General features: G+C 73.3%; 13 protein-coding genes. 2 read left to right on the top strand and 11 right to left on the bottom strand.

All coding sequences use genetic code 11. The annotated features are described in order from the left end of the window. Positions 1–18: 18 nt before the first annotated feature. The 10 genes from IE124_RS03585 to IE124_RS03540 form a co-directional block, all read right to left on the bottom strand. Complete coding sequence (locus IE124_RS03585) at positions 19–6,252, bottom strand: type I polyketide synthase (protein WP_229832077.1); 6,234 nt, start codon at positions 6,250–6,252, stop codon at positions 19–21. Beyond that, positions 6,245–7,561 (bottom strand): FAD-dependent monooxygenase, encoded by a 1,317-nt coding sequence (locus tag IE124_RS03580; RefSeq protein ID WP_189504636.1) that lies wholly within the window; start codon positions 7,559–7,561, stop codon positions 6,245–6,247. The genes IE124_RS03585 and IE124_RS03580 overlap by 8 nt, the downstream gene beginning before the upstream one ends. Further along, on the bottom strand, positions 7,558–8,313 hold the full coding sequence (locus IE124_RS03575; RefSeq protein WP_189504634.1) for a 2-oxo acid dehydrogenase subunit E2: 756 nt from the start codon (positions 8,311–8,313) through the stop codon (positions 7,558–7,560). The genes IE124_RS03580 and IE124_RS03575 overlap by 4 nt, the downstream gene beginning before the upstream one ends. Beyond that, a complete protein-coding gene (locus tag IE124_RS03570) occupies positions 8,310–8,600 on the bottom strand; it encodes an acyl carrier protein (RefSeq protein ID WP_189504632.1) in 291 nt (96 codons plus the stop codon). The genes IE124_RS03575 and IE124_RS03570 overlap by 4 nt, the downstream gene beginning before the upstream one ends. Continuing rightward, positions 8,593–10,458: an HAD-IIIC family phosphatase gene (locus IE124_RS03565; RefSeq protein ID WP_189504630.1), complete on the bottom strand. Its 1,866-nt coding sequence runs from the start codon at positions 10,456–10,458 to the stop codon at positions 8,593–8,595. Before IE124_RS03565 ends, IE124_RS03570 begins: the two co-directional genes overlap by 8 nt. After that, complete coding sequence (locus IE124_RS03560; protein WP_189504628.1) at positions 10,458–11,510, bottom strand: 3-oxoacyl-ACP synthase III family protein; 1,053 nt, start codon at positions 11,508–11,510, stop codon at positions 10,458–10,460. The genes IE124_RS03565 and IE124_RS03560 overlap by 1 nt, the downstream gene beginning before the upstream one ends. Then, a complete protein-coding gene (locus IE124_RS03555; RefSeq protein ID WP_189504626.1) occupies positions 11,507–11,773 on the bottom strand; it encodes an acyl carrier protein in 267 nt (88 codons plus the stop codon). The genes IE124_RS03560 and IE124_RS03555 overlap by 4 nt, the downstream gene beginning before the upstream one ends. Positions 11,774–11,966: 193 nt before the next feature. Then, positions 11,967–12,845, bottom strand: coding sequence for a 4'-phosphopantetheinyl transferase family protein (locus tag IE124_RS03550; RefSeq protein ID WP_189504624.1), 879 nt, complete (start codon positions 12,843–12,845; stop codon positions 11,967–11,969). Continuing rightward, positions 12,842–14,617, bottom strand: coding sequence for an acyl-CoA dehydrogenase family protein (locus tag IE124_RS03545; RefSeq protein WP_189504622.1), 1,776 nt, complete (start codon positions 14,615–14,617; stop codon positions 12,842–12,844). Before IE124_RS03545 ends, IE124_RS03550 begins: the two co-directional genes overlap by 4 nt. A gap of 127 nt (positions 14,618–14,744) precedes the next feature. Further along, positions 14,745–15,470, bottom strand: a complete 726-nt coding sequence (locus IE124_RS03540) for an alpha/beta fold hydrolase (protein ID WP_189504620.1) — start codon at positions 15,468–15,470, stop codon at positions 14,745–14,747. Positions 15,471–15,752: 282 nt separating this feature from the next. Between IE124_RS03540 and IE124_RS03535 the strand changes: the two genes are divergently transcribed. After that, complete coding sequence (locus IE124_RS03535) at positions 15,753–16,253, top strand: DUF6059 family protein (protein ID WP_189504618.1); 501 nt, start codon at positions 15,753–15,755, stop codon at positions 16,251–16,253. Positions 16,254–16,267: 14 nt separating this feature from the next. Here IE124_RS03535 and IE124_RS03530 read toward each other — a convergent pair whose 3' ends face one another. Continuing rightward, a complete protein-coding gene (locus IE124_RS03530) occupies positions 16,268–17,509 on the bottom strand; it encodes a histidine kinase (protein ID WP_189504616.1) in 1,242 nt (413 codons plus the stop codon). Between the two features lie 354 nt (positions 17,510–17,863). Between IE124_RS03530 and IE124_RS03525 the strand changes: the two genes are divergently transcribed. After that, positions 17,864–18,181, top strand: a complete 318-nt coding sequence (locus IE124_RS03525; RefSeq protein WP_189504614.1) for a hypothetical protein — start codon at positions 17,864–17,866, stop codon at positions 18,179–18,181. Positions 18,182–18,214 lie beyond the last annotated feature (33 nt).

Here is an 18,214-nt window from a genome sequence, read left to right as displayed (position 1 = left end):
GGCGGAGCTCCACGCGCCCTACGGGTGGGCGTCCTCGGTCGCTCCGAGGCGTCCGGTGAGCATTCCCGCCAGGGCCGCCGTGGTTCCGTAGGTCCACAGCAGCGTGGGCGAGAGCTTCATCCCGAAGGCCATTTCGAGGCGGTTGCGCAGCTCCAGGCTCATCAGTGAGTCCAACCCAAGTGACTTGAAGGGAGCTTCACGGTCGATGGAGCTTTCCTCGAGCCGCAGTACACGCCCCGCGAGTTCACGGATCTTGCCCTCGACGAGGACGGGCCGCTCCGTGTCGGAGGAGCCGCGCAGCCGGCCGAGGAACTCCTCGGCGCCGCCGCCGGCGGTGGCGCCGTCCTTGGCGAGCTCGGCGATGGCACGCCAGCTGGGCTGTGCGGCCGTCTCCGGGTACGCGTCGAACCAGTGCCGTGCGTCCAGGGGGACGTACGACGCGACCTGCCCCGGGGCGTCCAGGAGGTGGAAGAGGGCCTGCCAGCCCTCGGCGGCGGTGAAGCCGGTCATGCCGTGGTCGGCGAGGCGTTCGCCGCGGATCGCCTCGTCGGCGGCGAGGCCGATGTCGGCGAACGGGCCCCACTGGACGGCCAGTGCGGGCCTGCCGCGGTGCCGTCGGGCCTGGGCGAGGGCGTCCATGTAGACGTTGCCCGCCGCGTAGCCCGCCTGTCCGGGGTTGCCGACGAGGCCGGCGACCGAGGAGAAGAGGACGAACAGGTCGAGGGGATCGTCCTCGGTGAGGGCGTCCAGATGGCGGGCGCCGTCCACCTTGGGGGCGAGGACCTTGTCGAGCTGGGCGCCGGTGAGGTTGGCGACGACCGCGTCGTCGAGGACGCCGGCGGCGTGGAAGACGCCCCTCAGCGGCGGCAGTTCCGTCCGTACGCGGTCGAGGACGGCCGCGAGGCCCTCCCGGTCGGCGACGTCCACCGGGAAGGTGGTGACGGTCGTGCCGCGCACCCGTAGCGCCTCGATGTGCCGCAGCGCGGCCTCTCCGGGCGCGGAGCGGCCGAGGAGGACGAGGCTGCGGGCGCCGTGGTCGGCGAGGTGTTCGGCCAGGGAGAGGCCGAGCGCGCCGAGACCGCCGCTGATGAGGTAGCTCGCGTCGGGGCGCAGCCGCCCGCCGGGGAGCGGCTCCGGTACGACGGAGGCGACCCGGCCGGGGTCGGTGAGGACCAGCTTGCCGGTGTGCTCGCCGCGGGCCATGGTGCGGAGCACCTCGGCGGCCCGGTCGAAGGCGTACGGGGTGACGGGCAGCGGCGGCAGGGTGCCGTCGGCGACCTTCTCCCACACGGTCGCCAGGAGCCTGGCGAAGCGCTCGGGGCGGCGGGTGATGAGCCCGGCGACGTCCACGGCGGCGAAGCTGATGCCCTTGGCGAAGTCGCGGAGGCCGATGGTGCGGGAGTTGTAGATGTCCTTCTTGCCGACCTCGACGAAGCGGCCGTCCTCGGCGAGCGCGGCGATGCCGAGGTCGATCGCGGCGCCGGAGAGCGAGTTGAGGACGACGTCCACACCGCGCCCGCCGGTGACCAGGTCGACGTCCTCGGCCCAGGACAGGTCGCGGGAGTCGAAGACGTGGTCGATGCCGAGGGCCCGGAGTCCGGCCCGCTTGGACTCGGTGCCCGCGGTGGCGATGACCGTGGCGCCGAGCGCCTTCGCGACGCCGACCGCGGCGAGGCCGAGGCCGCCGGCCGCGGAGTGGATCAGTACGGTCTCGCCGGCCTCCAGACGGGCCTGCTCGGCGAGCGCGTACCAGGCGGTGGCGGTGACCAGGGGCAGTCCGGCCGCCTCGGCGTCGGACAGGCCCTCGGGGATCCGACGTACGTGCCCGGCGGGCACGGTCAGGTGGGAGGCGACGGCACCGAAGCCGCAGGCGGCGACCCGGTCGCCGACGGCGAGACCGGTGACGCCCTCGCCGACGGCGGCGACGACACCGGCGCACTCGCCGCCGATGAGGCCCGCACCGGCGGAGGTGTCGGGGTAGGTGCCCATCGCCTTCATCACGTCGATGAAGTTGAGCGCGGCGGCGGTGACCTCCACCTCGACCTGGCCGGCGGCGGGCGCCGTCCTGGTGTACGGGCGGAAGCCGAGGCCCTCCCAGAGGCCGGTGCCGTCGGGGCTCAGCCGGAACGGCTGCGCGGGACCGGCCCACGGCGCCGTGACGGTGGCCTCCTGCTCCTCGCCGCGCACGACCCGGCCGACGTGGCGGTCGGTGCCGCGCAGGACGACCTGGTCCTCGGCGTCGGCGACGAGCAGCTGGCGGGCGCACTCCTCCGCCCATCCGTCGGCGCCGGTACGGACGTCGACGAGGGTGGCGGCGAGTTCGGGGTGCTCGCGGCGCAGGACGCGGCCGAAGCCCCAGTAGAGGGCGGCGCCCGGGTCGGGCGCGTCGTCGGAGGAGACGGTCTGGGCGCCGTCGGTGACGACGAACGTCCGGGGCGGCACGGGAAGCGCGGTGACCGCCTTGACGGTCCCGGCGAGCGTGAGCAGCCCGGTGCGCTGCGCCTCCAGGCCCCGGTCGGCGCCGGGTGCGAGGAAGACCAGGCCGGCGGCGCTTCCGCTGCCGCTCAGGGCGGCGGCGAGGTCGGCGCCCTCGGCCGGGAGGACCTCGGCGGTGGCACCGGCGGCGGTGAGCGCGGCGGCGAGGAGCCCGCCCCGGCCCGAGGCGTCGGAGACGACCCAGTGTCCGGCGGCGCGGTCGGGGGCCTCGGGGGCCTCGGCGGGCCGGAAGGCGAAGCGGTGCAGCCGCGCCGTGTCGACGCCCTCGGCGGTCGCCGTCTCGATGGTCTGGAAGGCGAGCCCGGCCATGCGGAGCAGCGGCTGGGCGTCCTCGTCGTAGCAGACCAGGTCGAAGGTGCCGTCGGCGTTGCGGACGGCGTGCGCGAGGAGCACGGAGACGTGCCCGTCGCGCGGCAGCGCGTAGTCGACGCGCCGGACGGCGGTGGGGACGACGGTGGCGTCGCCGGGCAGCAGCGCCAGGGTGAGCTGGAGCGCCGCGTCCCAGAGGGCCGGGTGCAGTTCGCCGGGGCGGACGCCGGCGAGGCAGCGGTCCGGGAGCCGCACCTCGGCGAGCGCCTCGCGTTCGGCGACGGCGAGGGTGCGCACGCCCTGGAACGCCGGGCCGTAGTTGAGGCCTCGTTCGCCGCAGGCCGCGTAGAAGGCGTCCGGCTCGATGTCCTCGGCGCCCTGCGGGCGGCCGGGGAAGGCGGGCAGGTCGGAGGCGGTGGCGCCGCCGACACGGGCGGTGGCGTGCCGCGTCCAGCCGTCGGCCCCGGCGGCGAGCGAGCTGAGGGTGAAGCCGGCGGAGGCGGCGCCGTCCTCGCGCCAGACGGCGCCGACGCGGACCGGCTCGTCGGTGAGGGTGAGGTCGCTGCGGAAGCGGACCGACTCCAGGGCCCCCGGGTTCTCACCGGTACGGGCGCGGGCGGCGGCCACGGCGAGCGCCAGCATCGCGGCGCCGGGCAGCACGACGGCGTCGTAGACCTGGTGGTCGCGGAGCCACGGCAGCTCGTTCAGGGAGAGCTCGGTACGGCCCTCGTGGACGTCCTGCTCGGTGGAGGCCGGCGCGAACTCGAAGGCGAGCCCGCCGGGTCCGCTGCTGCGGCGCACGGCGTCGGGCAGCCAGTAGCGGGAGCGCTGGAAGGGGTACGCGGGCACGGCGGCGCCCGCGCGGGCCGGGAGCGCGGCGAAGGGGGCGAGGCCCTGGACGTAGGCGCGGGCGAGCGCCTGCGTGAAGTCGCCGAGGGCGCCCTCCTTGCGGCGGAGGCTGCCGAGGACGGCGACCGGCTCCGTACGGGTGGCGACGAGCTGCTCCACGGCCGGGGAGAGCACCGGGTGGGGGCTGATCTCGACGACGTGGGTGACGCCCGCGTCGAGGAGCTTGCCCATGGCGTCGGCGAAGAGCACCGGCTGCCGCAGGTTGGCGGCCCAGTACGCCGGGTCGAGCTCGGAGCCGTCGAGTTCGCGGCCGACGACCGTGGACATCAGCGGGACGGCGCCGCGCCGGGGGCGGATCGGCGCGAGGGCCTCGATCAGCTCGTCGGTGAGCTCGTCCATGTGGTGGCAGTGCGAGGCGTAGTCCACGTTGACCAGGCGGCAGAAGGTGCCGTCGGCCTCCAGGAGTTCGCGGAGCATGAGGACGGAGTCGGTGTCGCCGGAGAGCACGCAGGACGTGGGTCCGTTGTTGACGGCGAGCGAGACGGTGTCCTCGAAGCCGTCGAGGGCCTTCTGGGCGCCCTCGACGTCGAGGTCGACGGCGAGCATCCGGCCGCGGCCCGCGGTGCGCTTGGCGAGCGCGCTGCGGATCGCGATGATCCGCGCCCCGTCCTCGTACGAGAGGTGTCCGGCGATGGTCGCGGCCGTCACCTCGCCCTGGCTGTGGCCGATGACGACGTCGGGCTCGACGCCGGCGGCGCGCCACATCTCGGCGATGCCGATGGACATGGCCCACAGGGTGGGCTGGACCTGGTCGTTCTGGTCGAGCCACTCGTCGCCGGCGGCGCCGGAGAGGACGGCCGTCGGGTCCCAGGAGACGTACGGGGCGAGCGCCTCGGCACAGCGCCGTACGGTCTCGGCGAAGACCTCCGACCGCGCGTACAGGTCCTTGCCCATGCCGGCCCACTGGGAGCCCTGGCCGGGCAGGACGAAGGCGACCTTGCCGCGCTCCTTGGCGCGCCCGGTGAAGGTGCCGGGCAGCTCGGCCTCGGGCTGCTCGGTGAACGCCCGCAGCCGGTCGACGAGTTCGGCGGTGTCCTCGGCGACGACGGCGGTGCGGGCGGGGAAGTGGTCGCGCTCCTGGCCGAGGGTGGCGAGGAGGCGGACGGTCGCGTCGGTGTCGTCCGCGTTCTCGGTGAGGACGTCGAGGAGGTCGGCGGCGCGCTGCCGCAGCGCGGCGTCGTTGTGGCCGGTGAGCGGGAGCAGCAGCGGGCCCGGCTCGGCGGTGGCCGGGGCCGTGGCGGTCGGGGGCGTGCGGAGCACGACGTGGGCGTTGGTGCCGCCCCAGCCGAAGGAGTTGACGCCCGCGAACCAGGTGTCCTCGTCGGCGAGTGCGGACGGCTGGGTGGCGACCTTGAGGTTCAGCTCGTCGAACGGGATGTTCGGGTTGAGCTCGTCCACGTGGAGGGTGCGCGGGATGGTGCGGTGCTTGAGGGCGAGGATCGTCTTGACGATGCCCGCGAGGCCGGCCGCCGCCTCCAGGTGGCCGATGTTCGACTTGGCCGAGCCGATGAGGAGCGGGCCGGCTTCGGCGCCGCGCGCGGTGCCCAGCGCGGTGCCCAGCGCCTCGGCCTCGATCGGGTCGCCGCGCAGGGTGCCGGTGCCGTGGGCCTCGACGTACGAGAGGCGGTCGACGTTCACCCCGGCCTCGGAGTAGACGCGGCGGAGCAGCTCGGTCTGGGCCTCGACGTTCGGGGAGACGAGGCTGTGGCCGCCACCGTCGTTGTTGACGGCGCTGTTGACGATGACGCCGTGGATCCGGTCGCCGTCCGCGAGGGCCTTGTCGAGCCGCTTGAGGTAGAGGCTGATGGCGCCCTCGCCGCGGACGAAGCCGTTGGCCTGGGCGGAGAACGCCCGGCAGTGGCCGTCGGGCGAGAGGCCGCCGAAGTGGGTGAGGCCGATGGACATGTCCGGCATCAGGATCAGGTTGACGCCGCCGACGAAGGCGCCGTCGAGGTCGCCGGAGCGCAGGGCCGCGACGGCGAGGTCCAGGGCGACGAGGCCGGAGGAGCAGCCCGTCTCGACGACGAGGCTGGGGCCGCGGAGGCCGAGGAAGTACGAGAGCCGGGCGGCGATGATGTCGAGGCCGTTGCCGACGGCGGTGTGCTGGGTCGTGAGGACCCCGCGCTCCTTGCGGGCCAGCTCGTAGTCGTGCCAGAGGGCGCCGACGTACACGCCGGTGCGGGTGCCGCGGACCTTGGAGGCGGGGATGCCCGCGTCCTCCAGGGTCTGCCAGCCGACCTCCAGCATGAGGCGCTGCTGCGGGTCGAGCTCCTCGGCCTCGCGCGGGGAGATGCCGAAGAAGCCGGGGTCGAACTGGTCGACGCCGTCGATGAGTCCGGCGATGCCGGGAATCTTCTTGACGGGGTCGAGCTGCGCGGTGGTGTCCCAGCGCTCGGGCGGTACGGGGCGTACCGCCTCCTCCCCCGCGGTCAGGAGCTTCCAGTAGCGGTCGACGTCGGGGGCGCCGGGGAACTTTCCGGCCATGCCGACGACGGCGACGAGCCGCTCCGGGTCCTCGTAGGTGGGCAGATCAGTCACGGCCGGCCTCCTGGAGGGCCTTGGCGCCGGTGCGTACGGGCTTGGGGGCCGTCCTGGCGGCGGCGAGGTCGACGGGGTCGATCTCGTGGCGCGCGTTGATGACCTTGTTGAAGATCCGGTACTTGCCGGGGAGGTTGTTGAGAAGCCGGAAGCGGAGGCTGCGCAGCTTGATGCCGCGCGGGTCGCCGACGGCGAGCTGGGCCTCCTGCATCCGCTGGAAGCCGGTGACGTGGATCTTGTGGGCGCGGCGCTTGGCGACGAAGTCGGCGAGCTCGGCCTTGGTGACGACCTGGTCCCGGCCGCCCTTGGCGAGGGACGCGGCGATCACGGGGACGATCGTGATGGCGTCCTGCATCGCCAGGTTGACGCCCTGGCCGAGGATGGGGGTCGCGGTGTGCGAGGCGTCGCCGATGAGCAGCAGGCCGTCGCGGGCCCACTCCTCCAGCTCGGCGGTGAAGATCTCCAGGAAGCCGGTGTCGTCCCAGGTGTGCAGGTGCTCGTCGACGAGCGGGGCGAGCTCCGGGGAGATCGACATGATGCCGCGCTTGAACGCGTCGAAGCCGGCGGCCCGCAGGTCCCCGAGGCCGCGCTTGGGCAGGTTGTGCCCGATGCGCAGGGAGTCCGGGAAGGTCGGCAGGATGACGAGGTGGCGGTCGCCCTCGATGACCAGCTGGGCCTCGCTGCCCCAGGACGGCGGGCGGGGCACCAGGAAGGAGAGGAAGTCGCGGGCCATCGGCTGGACGTCGGCGACGAGTCCGGAGGCCTTGCGGACCTTGGAGAAGCGGCCGTCGGCGCCGATGACGAGGCGGGCGCGCACGGCGACCTTCTCGCCGCGCCGGGTGAGGACCGCGCCGCGGACCGTACCGGCGTCCTCGATGAGCGAGCCGAAGCTCCAGCCCGAGAGATAGACGTGGCCGGCGAGGCCCTCGGTGTGCTCGTTGAAGATGCGGATCAGGCCCGGCTGCGGGATGTCGATGGGCAGCGGGAGGCCCTTGAACTTGCTGTAGTCGACGCGCAGTACCTTGCGCTGCTCGGCGATCGTGGTGACGGCGGTGGTCTCCAGGAAGCCGTGCGCGCGCAGGGCCGGTCCGAAGCCCAGCGCGTTGAGCGAGGCCACCGACGGCGCGGCGATCGTCTCGCCGCGGAAGCTGCGCTCCAGGCTGGTCTGCTTCTCCACGAGCACGGTGCTGATGCCCCGGCGGGCCAGCAGACAGGCGAGCAGGGAGCCGGCGGGACCACCTCCGACGATCAGGACGTCGGTCTCGTCGGGTATTCCGGCGGAGCTGCCCTGGTGGGCGGTTTCGGTCATGCCAACTCCCAGTTGTCCAGGCGGTTCTTGATGCCCGCGAGGATTTCGGCGGCCATCGCGCCGTCGAGTACGCGGTGGTCGAAGACGAGCGAGAGGGTGAAGACGGGCGCGACGGCGACGGCGCCGTCGCGCACCACGGGGGCGTCGGCGATGTGGCCGACGCCCAGGCCGAGCGTTCCGGTGATGAGCGGCAGGATCGCGCCGACCTGCTCGTGACCGATGGAGGTCACGGCGAAGGTGCCCTGGAGGGCGGCGCGGCGCACCGGGTTGCGCATCATCGTCCGGTAGACGGCGCGGAAGGCCGGCAGCGGCAGCCGCTGGAGGCGCTTGATGTTCGCGAAGGGGCCCTGGTCGTCGACGTCCGCCGTCTTGTAGAGGTCGATGGCGGACTGGACGGCGGTCACGTCGAGGGCCTGGACGTCCCGCACGATGCCGGAGACGACGCACCGCTGGCCCTCGACGGTCTTGTCGAAGAGCACCTTGGCGTGCACCTCGGGCGAGGTGGTCAGCTTCGGGGAGCGGCCGCCGAGGATGACGGCGCGGGCGTCCGGGTAGTCGGCGAGGACCTCGGCGGTGGCCTTGACGACGTAGCTGACGTAGCTGACCGGCGTGGCGGCCCGGGCGCGGGCGGCCCGGAGGGCGGTGGCGTCGACCTCGGTCATCAGATAGACGTGCGAGGTGCGCCGGGCGTCCTCCAGGAAGACCAGCGTCTGCTTGCGGGCGGCGGGCAGCGGGGCGGTGACCGCGCTCATGTCCGGGCTCCGGCGGCCTCGGTGTCGGCGACGAGGGACGCCAGCTCGCCGAGGGTCTCGGCGGCGGTGAACCGGTCGTAGTCGAGCGAGGCGCCGAGCTCGCGCTCCAGGTAGACGAGTATCCGCAGCTGGTTGACCGAGTCCCAGCCCTCGATGGCCTCGAGCGGGGCGTCGAGGGCGAGGGTGTCCTCGTCGACGTCGAGCAGCTGCGCGACGGCCTCGACGACGAACGCCACGGCGGCGTCCCGGTCGTGCTCGGTGGGCTCGTTGGGGGTCGCCTCAGGCATGGAACTTCCCTTCGCCGGTGCCGACCGCCACCCAGTCGGGCAGTTCGGCGAGTTGAGTGAGGTCGTGGCGGAAGTCGCCGTCCTGCCCGGTGAATCCGAGGGAGGGGTAGAAGTCCGCGAAGCGGCCGTTCTTGGCCGTGGGCACGTGCCGGCCTCGGACGCCGGGGGCCCCGGCGTCGCGCGCGGCGCGCAGGACCAGGCCGACGACGGCCTGCTCGATGGAGCGGGAGAAGACCCGGCAGGAGAGGACGAAGTTCTCGATCGTCCAGTCGCCGTCCGTCTCCCGCACGAGGGCGAGCGCGCCGACGAGCCCGTTGTCGCCGAAGGCGTCCGTGGCCCGTACGCCGAAGAAGGCGGCCTGGCCGGTCTCGACCCGCCGGGCGACCTCGTCGGCCCCGTAGCGGACGCCGGTCAGGTTGAACTGGTTGGTCTTGCCGAAGAGCTGGGTGATGCGGGCGGCGTTGAGCGTCCCGTACTCCTCGACGGTGATCTCGGAGGCCAGCTCGCGGAGGTAGTCCTCGACGCTGACGGCGGTCTGCAGCAGTTCGTCGCGCTGGGCGCGCGCCCGGTAGAGCGAGCCGCGGACGCGGTCCTCGTCGGTGAGGGCGAACTGGTTGAACAGGCCGGCGCGGGCGAGCGCGGAGGCGTACCCCGCGGGGTCGTCCGGCAGGGCGACGACCGCGACCTCGGGGCGCTGGGCCTCCATGAGGCCGCGCTCGGCCGGGTTGTCGTCGACGAAGACCATCGAGTCGATGCCGATGTTGAGTTCGGCGGCGATCGAGGCGGCGTTGCCGGGCTTCGGGTCCCAGTTGGCGCGGAAGGCGGAGAAGTCGTCCGGGCCGAGGACCATGTCGGGGTGGGTGGCCACGGCCTCGCGGGCGACGGAGTCGTCGTTCTTGGAGCAGACCGTGAGCAGGACGCCCTGCCGGGACAGGTCCTTGGCGAGCGCCTGGAGTTCGGCGTGGGCGGAGCCCGGGAAGGAGCCGCCGATCTTCAGCGCGGGGATCCCGTCGTCGCCGACGACGCCGCCCCACAGGGTGTGGTCGAGGTCGAGGACCAGGCACTTCCTGGCGCGGCCGAGGCGGGCCAGGACGACCCGGGCGACCTCGCGGGCGTACGCGTCGAGGAACTCCTGGCTCCAGGCGTGGCCGGCGATGTGCCGCATGCGGTCGGTGGCGGCGGCCGAGCCCGCCCTGGCGGCGAGGCCGTCGGTGGCGAGCACCACGACGTTCGGCCGGCCGGCGAGGTCGAGGATCCCGGCGTTCATGCGGTGCCAGGCCGCTTCGACGCGGGCCTTGGTGGCGTAGTCGACGTACCGGTCGCGGCGCAGCGCGGACAGCGGCAGCGTGTTGAGTACGGCGACGCCTCCGGGCGCGCCCTCGAAGGCGGTCAGCCAGGCGTCGAGCTCGGCGGGGAGGGCGGCGCAGCGCGCCTCGACCTCGGCGGCGTCCAGCGGATCGGCGACCTTCTCGAAGACGGCGGTGTCGTCGAGGAGGCAGGCGGTGACCGCGGGGGCGAGCTCCTTGAGGTTCGGGGCCCCGGAGAGGATCTCGAACCGCCACTGGTTGAAGCCGGTGGTGCCGGTCTCGGGCTGGACGCCCTCGGCGAGGAGCGCGGCGGTCAGCAGGTGGGGCAGCGGGTCGACGGTGGAGCCGGCGAGGAGCCCGAGGGCCACCGGCGTGTACCGGCCGGTGGCGGCGAGCGCGGCCTTGACGGCCCGGCCGCCGAGGAGCATCCCGGCGGCCTCGCGGTCGAGGGCGTCGTCGAGGGAGCGCAGCAGTCCGGGGACGCGCTCGGCGGAGTCGGCGATGCCCGCGCGCTTGAGGGCGCGGAGTTCGGTGAGGGCGTCGCCGGTCATCACCGGGCTCCGTTCTGGTGGCGCAGCGCGAGGCCCGAGGTGATCCACTTGGAGGACTCGACGTTGGCGACGAGGAGCCGTCCCTCGACGCCGAGGCCGGAGCGGATGCGCCGCATCGCCCGGTTGAGCTGGATGAAGGGCACGGCGTTGCCGTTGTTGCCGGTGTCCGCGACGCAGTTGACGGCCTGCTCGGGGCGGACGCCCAGGCGCTTGCGGATGGAGTCCGTCATGACGCCGTTGAGCTGCGGGAGGAGGACGTGCTCGACCTCGTCGAGCTGCCAGCCGGTCTCGGCGGTGAGCTCCTTGAAGATGGACTCGGCGTGCTCGGGCACGTGGTGCTCGATGGCCTTGTAGTCCTCCTCGCCCCAGGACTCGCGGTACGGGCCGTCGGGGCCCTCCAGGAGCGGGGCGCCCTCGATGCCGAACCAGCGGGCGGTCTGCGCGGGCTTGCGGCCCATGCCGGTGGTCCGCAGGAAGAGGTGCTCGACGAGCAGGCCGGGGCCGTCCGGGTCGGCGTCCACGACCGCCGCGCCGGCGCCGTCGCCGAAGAGGGCGAAGTTGATGAGCTCGGCCGGCGACATGGCCTCGATCTGCCCGCTGGAGGGGAAGAAGTTGAGGCAGGTGTCGGCGCCGATGACGAGGCCGCGGCGGAGCCCGGAGGCGAGGAGCGCGCGGGCGGTGTAGAGGCCCGTGAGGGCGCCGGCGCAGCCCGACATGAGCTGGAAGGTGGGGACGTCGTTGAGCCCGATGCGGTCGGCGACCAGGTTGACGGTGGCCGGCATCAGGTGGTCGGGCGACGCGGTGGTCAGGACGAGGAAGTCGAGCGAGGCGACGTCCACGTCGGCGTCCGCGAGGGCCGCGGTGGCCGCGGCGACGGCGAGGTCGCCGGTGCTCTTGGGTACGGAGGGTGGGGAGTCCGTCGCGCAGAAGTAGCGCGTCCGGTTCCCCGTCATCATGTCCAGCCACTTCTCGTGCAGGCCGAACCGCTCGGCCATGTCCCGATTGGTGACGGGTTCGCCCGGCAGCACTTCGCTGAATCCGGTGAGCCTCATGCCGTCGCTCCAGTCAATGTGGTGTTGACCAGGTCGAGCAGTGCGCGCGGCGTCTCCGCCGAGGCCACCCCGTCCCGGTCCAGTTCGACGCCGTACTCGCGTTGGATACGGCCGGTGGTCTGGAGCAGCGCCAGCGAGTCGTAGCCCAGATCCTGGAAGACGACGTCGAGGCTGCCGGTGTCGAGGACGCCCGGCGAATCCCGGTCCTGGAACTGGAACTCGAGAAGGATCTCTCCCAGCTCCCGCAGGGTGAGTTGTGCCATCGTCAATTACCCCTTCACCACGGCAGATTCATCCGCTCCGGCGCGATCGGGGGCGGGGCAGCGAGCTTGTGGCCTTCTGCCCCGTCCCGGGCGCCTGCGGTGTGAAACCTCCTCGGATCCCGAGGGGGCCCCACCGGCTCCTCTACCTTGGCGGGGGTGACTCGACGGCCCCTTGAGTGCAGGTAGATCCAGGTCAGGCGGGCCTGGACCGCTTGATGGCGGCCAGGATCTGGCGGTTCAGGGCGGTGCTGGCCCGGGTGTCGGGCCGGCCGGAGCGCCGGGTGTCCTGGAGGGCGACGGCGGCTACGTGGCCCCCGGGTACCTCGCAGGTGGCGAACCGCCAGGTGTGGTCCTCGACGAGCGTCCCGTCGGCGCGTTCGAGCCGTGCGTGGCCCGTACGGCCTCCCTCGCCCTCCTCCATGCGGAAGCCGAACTCGGCGAAGGGGAAGCGCAGTCCCTGCCCCAGCGCCTTGCTGTAGGCCTCCTTCAGCGTCCACAGGCTGAGGAGTTGCCCGTTGCGCTCCTCCTCGGGGGCGCGGGCGATCCTCTTGCGTTCCGGTTCGGTGCACATCAGCCGCTCGACGTCCTGGCCGCTGAGGCGGCGGCCGGCCGGCTCGGTGTCGATGCCGACGACGCCGAGGGAGGTGATGCCGCAGAGGAGCAGGTCGGCGGTGTGGCTGAGGCTGACGTCGATCTGGTCGTAGCCCCGGAGGTGGACGCGGCCGTTGAGCCCGTAGCGCAGCTCCAGGGCGTACGGTTCCGTGCCCAGGGCGACCGCGGCGGTGTGCCGGATGAGCATGCGGGTGGCGAGGAACCGTTCCCTCAGATGGACGCCCGCGAGCTTGCTGTACCGCTCCCAGTCACGCCCGAGGAGCTCCTTGCGCTCGTCCTCGGGCGGCAGTTGGGCGCGCCACTCGTCGAGCGAGGCGTGCACCATGCCGAAGCCGGAGCTCTCCAGATCACGCAGCAGGTGTGCCCACGGCCCGGCCGGGCCGCCGACACGGCTCGGCTCGGGCGGGAAGACCCGGCCGGGCGCGGGCGCGAAGCCCCGGTCGGGCGCTGCTGCGCTCATCCCGCGAGTCCGGTGCGCAGCAGGTCGAGGCTCTGCGGGACGCGGACCCGCGCCAGGACCTCCTCGCAGGTGAGGGCCTCGATCTCGCGGGGCAGCGGGGGTACGGAACGGCCGATGCGGCGCAGCAGCCGGTGCAGGGCGAGGACGAGCCAGGTCGGTTCGTCGAGGAACTCGTCGGGACCGACGCCCGCGTTGAGCCAGACGCCGACGCAGGCCGAGGCGGCGAGCAGCAGCGCGTACCGCTCGCTGAGCGGGAAGGTGCGCGTGTCGAAGAGCAGCCCGTCGTCGTCGCCGGTGAGCGCGGCGGCCTCCCGGCGGATCTCGGCGGCCTCCTCGCACAGTCCGGCCACGAGGCCGGTGAGCAGGTCGGCGTGCGGGAGGCCGGTGAGCGCGAGGGGCAGCCGCCCGGCGGCGTGCCCGAGGTAGTCGAGGAGTCGGTCGTCGCCGCCGAAGCCGGAGAGCCGCTCGCCGTCGAGCGGCGGCAGCGGCACCTCCAGCCGGAAGAGGTCGGCGGGGGTGGTGGCGGCGTCCGGGTCGACGAAGGCGAGGGCGGGCAGGTAGGGCGCGATGACGGACTGGCAGATCGCGCTGCTGACGTGCCCGAAGGTGATGGTCGAGAGGTCGCGCAGCTGCTTGCGGAAGACGGCGTCGTGCCCGCTCTCCGCGTGGAACGCGTCGCCCATCACGGCCGACAGGTCGTAGAGCGCCTCGCCGACGATCTTCGGGACGATGTACTTGGTGACCGCCGCGAGGACGTCGCACTGCTCGGGCAGCAGGTGCGTGGAGCGGGCGGCCGTCAGGGACAGGCAGTCCGCGATCAGCAGGTCCGCGAACGTACCGGCGATCGCGGAGCGCGCCGAGGCGTCGCCCACCACGCCCTGGCTGCCGTAGTCGCGCTCCTGGGCGGCGCGGACGGCGGAGCGCAGGGCGGTGTCGGCGAGGCCGATGGCCATCGAGGGGAAGGCCGCGTGCACGGCCGGGTAGGCACGCAGGCTGAGCGCCACGCCGTCGCCCCAGGTGCCGACGAGGGACTCGCCGGGCAGCGGGCAGTCGAGGAACTCGAGGCCGGCGGCCTGGACCCCGCGGACCCCGGTCGTACGGTGCCGGGGCAGCGCGCGCACCCGCGAGGGCGGCACCGAGGCCGGGTCGAACATGAGGATCGAGTAGTCGGTGGCGCCGTCGCCGGTGGAGACGAAGCCGACGATCAGCTCGGCGGTGTGGGCGTTGTTGATGGCGCCCTTGCTGCCGTTGAGGCGGAGCATGCCGTCCTCGGCCCAGGCGGCGGTGAACTCCTGGGCGTGGAACTCGCTCTCGTGCTCGAAGCGCTGGCAGGCCACGCCCACCATGCCGCCGCGCAGGACGACGTTGGCCATCCGGGAGCGCTGGCGCGCGTCCCCGTTGAGCCACACCATCTGCGCGCCGAGGAAGGGCGTGAAGCCGTGGCTGAAGGCGAGGGCCGGGTCGCGGCGGAAGAAGGGCCGCATGACGAGGCCGAGCAGGTCGACACCGGCCATCTTGCCGCCGAGCTCCGCCGGCACCATCTCGGCCGGCATGCCGAGGTTCTGGAACCGTCGGATGCCGATGACGGAGCTGTCCCCCGAGTCGTCGGCGGCGAGGACGGCGGCGAGGCCGACGGGGTTGTCAGGGCTCCAGGGGTCGCCGAGACCGTCTTCGATCTCGGCCAGGCGGGAGCGGGCACGCGTCAGCCGGTCGGGCTGCCACTGCGGATCGGCACCGAGTGCGGCGGCGATCAGTTCATCGGGTTCGTACATGGTCACCCCAGGGCGTCAGAGGGGGCATCGGCGGACAATCCCTCGCACCATGTCGAAAGACGCTGGAGACAGCCTTGACCGTGAGTCGACCCGTGCCGTGGCCCCGGGGGGTACGGCGTACGAGGTGTCAGCGCACCGGCGGCGCACCCGCTCTCCGCACCCCGTCGACCAGCCAGCGGTGCACGGCCCCGCCGCGCGGCGTCGTCCCCCCGGTCGCGCCGAAGGCGTGGAACACCGAGCGCTCCAGGGTCAGCTTCAGCAGGGCGAGGTCCTGCGGCGCGGTGAGCGGGTCGTCGGGGGCGTGCCCGACCCACACCTGGCCCCGGATCTCGTACAGCTGCTCGGGGAGCAGCGCCAGGCCCTTCAGGAGGTACGGGAGTTGCTCACCGCCCGCCGCCCCGGTCGCGGACACCAGCGCGTCGACCGTCGCCGGGGGCAGGTCGAGGATCCGGTCCGGTTCCTCGAAGAGACGGGAGACCGGGGTGCCGACGAGGTGGACGGAGGCGATCCGGTGGTCGGTCGCGGCGGCGGCGAGCGCCTGGCGTCCGCCGAGGTCGAAGCCGATCACGCGGGCGCGCCGGGTGTCGGCCGTGCGGGCGTGGCGGTCGATCAGCCGGGAGACGGAAGCCGCCGTGCACTCGGCGCACGGCACGGGCCGGGGCAGGCGCGCGGCGACCACCGCGTGGCCGTGGGCCACGAGCCGGCACAGGAGCCGGGTGCACTCCGGGCCGCCGCCCAGCGCCCCGCCGACGACGAGCACCAGCGGCCTTTCCGGGTCCGATCCGCCGCTCCACCAGACCGGGTCGGGACCGCTCGCGGGCACCGGCCCCCGACGGATGTCGCGCACGGCCATCCCTCGCTCCTCTCGGCGGCCACGGCCTGGCGTCGCCCTGACGGCGGCCGGTGTGAGGTGTCCGGTCGGCTCACGGCAGGACAACCTGGGGAGCATGCTGACACCGCCCGCTCGAATCTCGTCGGAGCCTCCGGGCACTCCCTCTGAAGCGGGGGTCCCGACGCCGTTCCACCCGCGTTCGAGCCGGACGTGAGCGGTGCGGACGACGCTCCGGGGGTGGCGGCGGCCCGAGGGTTCCCCCGGCCCCGGCCGCCGCCCACGGACGGAGACGGAGGTCGAGCGGTGCACGGAGTGCTGAACCACGCCCTGCGGCACGTGGTACGGGTGGCCCGGGGCTGCTACCGGGCCCTGGTGGCCTTCGGAGCCCTCTGGCTGCCCCTGCCCGAGGACCAGTTGCGGCGGATCCTGTACGGAGAGGCCGGCGAGACCGCGGAGCACGGCCCCCGGACCGAGGAGCAGGGCCCGGAGACCGGGTCCGGGTCCGGCACGACGGCCACGGCCGTCGCCACCGCCCCGACCCCGCCCACCGGCCGGACCCCGCCCACCGGCCCGCACCGGGACTCGACCGGGAACCCCGCCGGTGACCGGGCCGAAGACCGGGTCACCCGCCCCGCCGCGGCCAGGACCCCCGCGAGGAGGACGACGGGCGGGACGGCCGGCAGACCGGCCAGGAGGCTCGGCACCCCGCCCGGCCCGCCGCCCGGACATCCGGAGCGGCTCTGCGTCGACGTACCGCTCAGCGAGCTGGAGAGGGGCCTGGCCCGGCAGTTGAAGGGCGTCTGACGCCCGCTCCCCGGTCAGGCGCTGCGTCGGGACTCCAGGGTGGGCCGCTCGGCCGCCGCGGGCTCGTCGGCGCAGGCCGTCCGGGGATCCTCCGTCAGAAGGGCTAAACCGTCCTTCACGGCGGCCGCGTCGGCCGGAACGGCGACCACGAGCCGGAAGGTGGTGCCCTCGGGGTCCACCCCGCTGCGCAGCCGGCCGCCCACGGCGGCGGCCCGCGCCGCCAGGTTGGTGAGCCCCGTGCCGGTGCTGTCGGAGACGACGAGCCCCCGCTGGCCCACCCCGTCGTTGACGATCTCCAGCCGGCAGAACCCCGTGCGCTCGGGGTCCGCGCCCGCCGTGACGGAGCAGTTCCGGGGCTGGCTGTGCCGGAGGACGTTGGTGACGCCCTCCCGCAGGACGGTCGCCAGGATCGTGTTCGCGATCGATGAGAGCCCCGTGCACTCCACCTCGATCTCGGCCCTGATGCCGGCCGCCTTCAGCACCGACCCGGCGGACTCGGCCTCGACGAGGAGCGACATGTCCCGGTAGCCGCGCGCCACTTCGCGGACGTCGGCCAGGGCCTGCCGCGAGATGACGAGGACCTCGGTGACCTCCTCGCAGGCGCGCTGGGGGTTGCTGACGATCAGCCGCTGGATCAGCTCGTTCTTCAGCGTGATGGAGGAGAGGCTGTAGCCGAGCAGGTCGTGCAGGTCCCGGGCGAAGCGGAGCCGCTCCCGGGCGACGGCCATGCGGGCGAGCTCGCCGCGCGAGTCGTGGATGGCGGTGGCCAGCATCGCGAGCCGGGCCATGGAGTACAGGACCAGGCCGGTGAGGGCGGTCGAGACGCCCATGTAGGCGATGTCGACGGGCCGTAGCTGTTCGGTCGTCGAGATGGCCATGACGCCGACCACGGTGAGGCCGTAGAGCACCCAGCCCAGGGCCGGCGACAGCCGGAGCAGGAACGATCCGGCAAGGAAGCCCGCCATGCCTCCCCAGTGCCACCCGAAGAGGGCGAACGGCACGAAGGTGACGATCGCCTGGAGGATCAGGGACCAGGGGTGGAGCCGCTGTCTGAGCAGCGCGAGATGCGGTGCGAAGTGCACGTACTGGAGGGCGGCGAGCACCGGCGGAATGGCGAGGCAGGCGGCCAGCTCCGACGTCCCCGGAGCGGCTTCGAGGACATTGACCGCCTGCATCAGCAAATAGCCGAGGAAGACCACCACGACCAGGACATTGGCGATCCGAGGCGCGGGAGCGGCTGAACTGATGGCCGACAACTCCCTTTTGCCACTGGCCCGTTCTGTGGCACATGGCCGCAGCGCGGTGAGTCTCAGGCGAGAGGTGCCCTGTGCTGTCATCGGATCCAGCCCCCCTGTCGGCCCCTCCCCCGGGGCCACCCATGGCCGGATCATAACCACACGGATCCGCTTCATGTCGCTGCGTGCCCGGATTATGGTCGTCCGGATGTCCGAATGGCGGTCGGATCCGCCAACAGAAGTGATTTGTCACCGTGGTGAAAATCTCATGTCGGTGAGGGTGAAGCGATCACTTGTGGAGAAGTCGCGAAGTTTCGTCTACTCCTATCGAGCCTCACACGGCCCTCACCAACCGCTGACATCACGGGAGTTGCCATGAACCAGTCTGTCGCCACGGCCCTTGAGATCGGCTCGATCGAGCAGGAGCTGGCCTTCGCCGAGCTCATGCTCCACACCTTCGTGGACCCGGCCTTCGCCGCCCGCTACGCGAGCGACCCGGACGCCGTGCTGAAGGAGTCCGGCATCGACCTCGAGGAGGGCGCCACCGCTCCGGTCATCCCGGCCACCACCGGACTCGGCGCCGTCACGGAGGAGTACGCCGCGATAGCCCCCGACGGCACCACCCTCCTCACCCTCTGCATCCGCGCCATCCCCGCCGCCGCCCTGGCTCCGCTGCCCTCCACCGCTCACTGAATCCGTACGTCCGACACGTAAGGGGAGGGGCAC

Origin of the sequence: Streptomyces narbonensis (assembly GCF_014649015.1) — a bacterium.
In the GTDB taxonomy this organism is placed as follows: Bacteria; Actinomycetota; Actinomycetes; order Streptomycetales; family Streptomycetaceae; genus Streptomyces; species Streptomyces narbonensis.
This window is presented reverse-complemented; position numbering and strand designations above follow the sequence as displayed.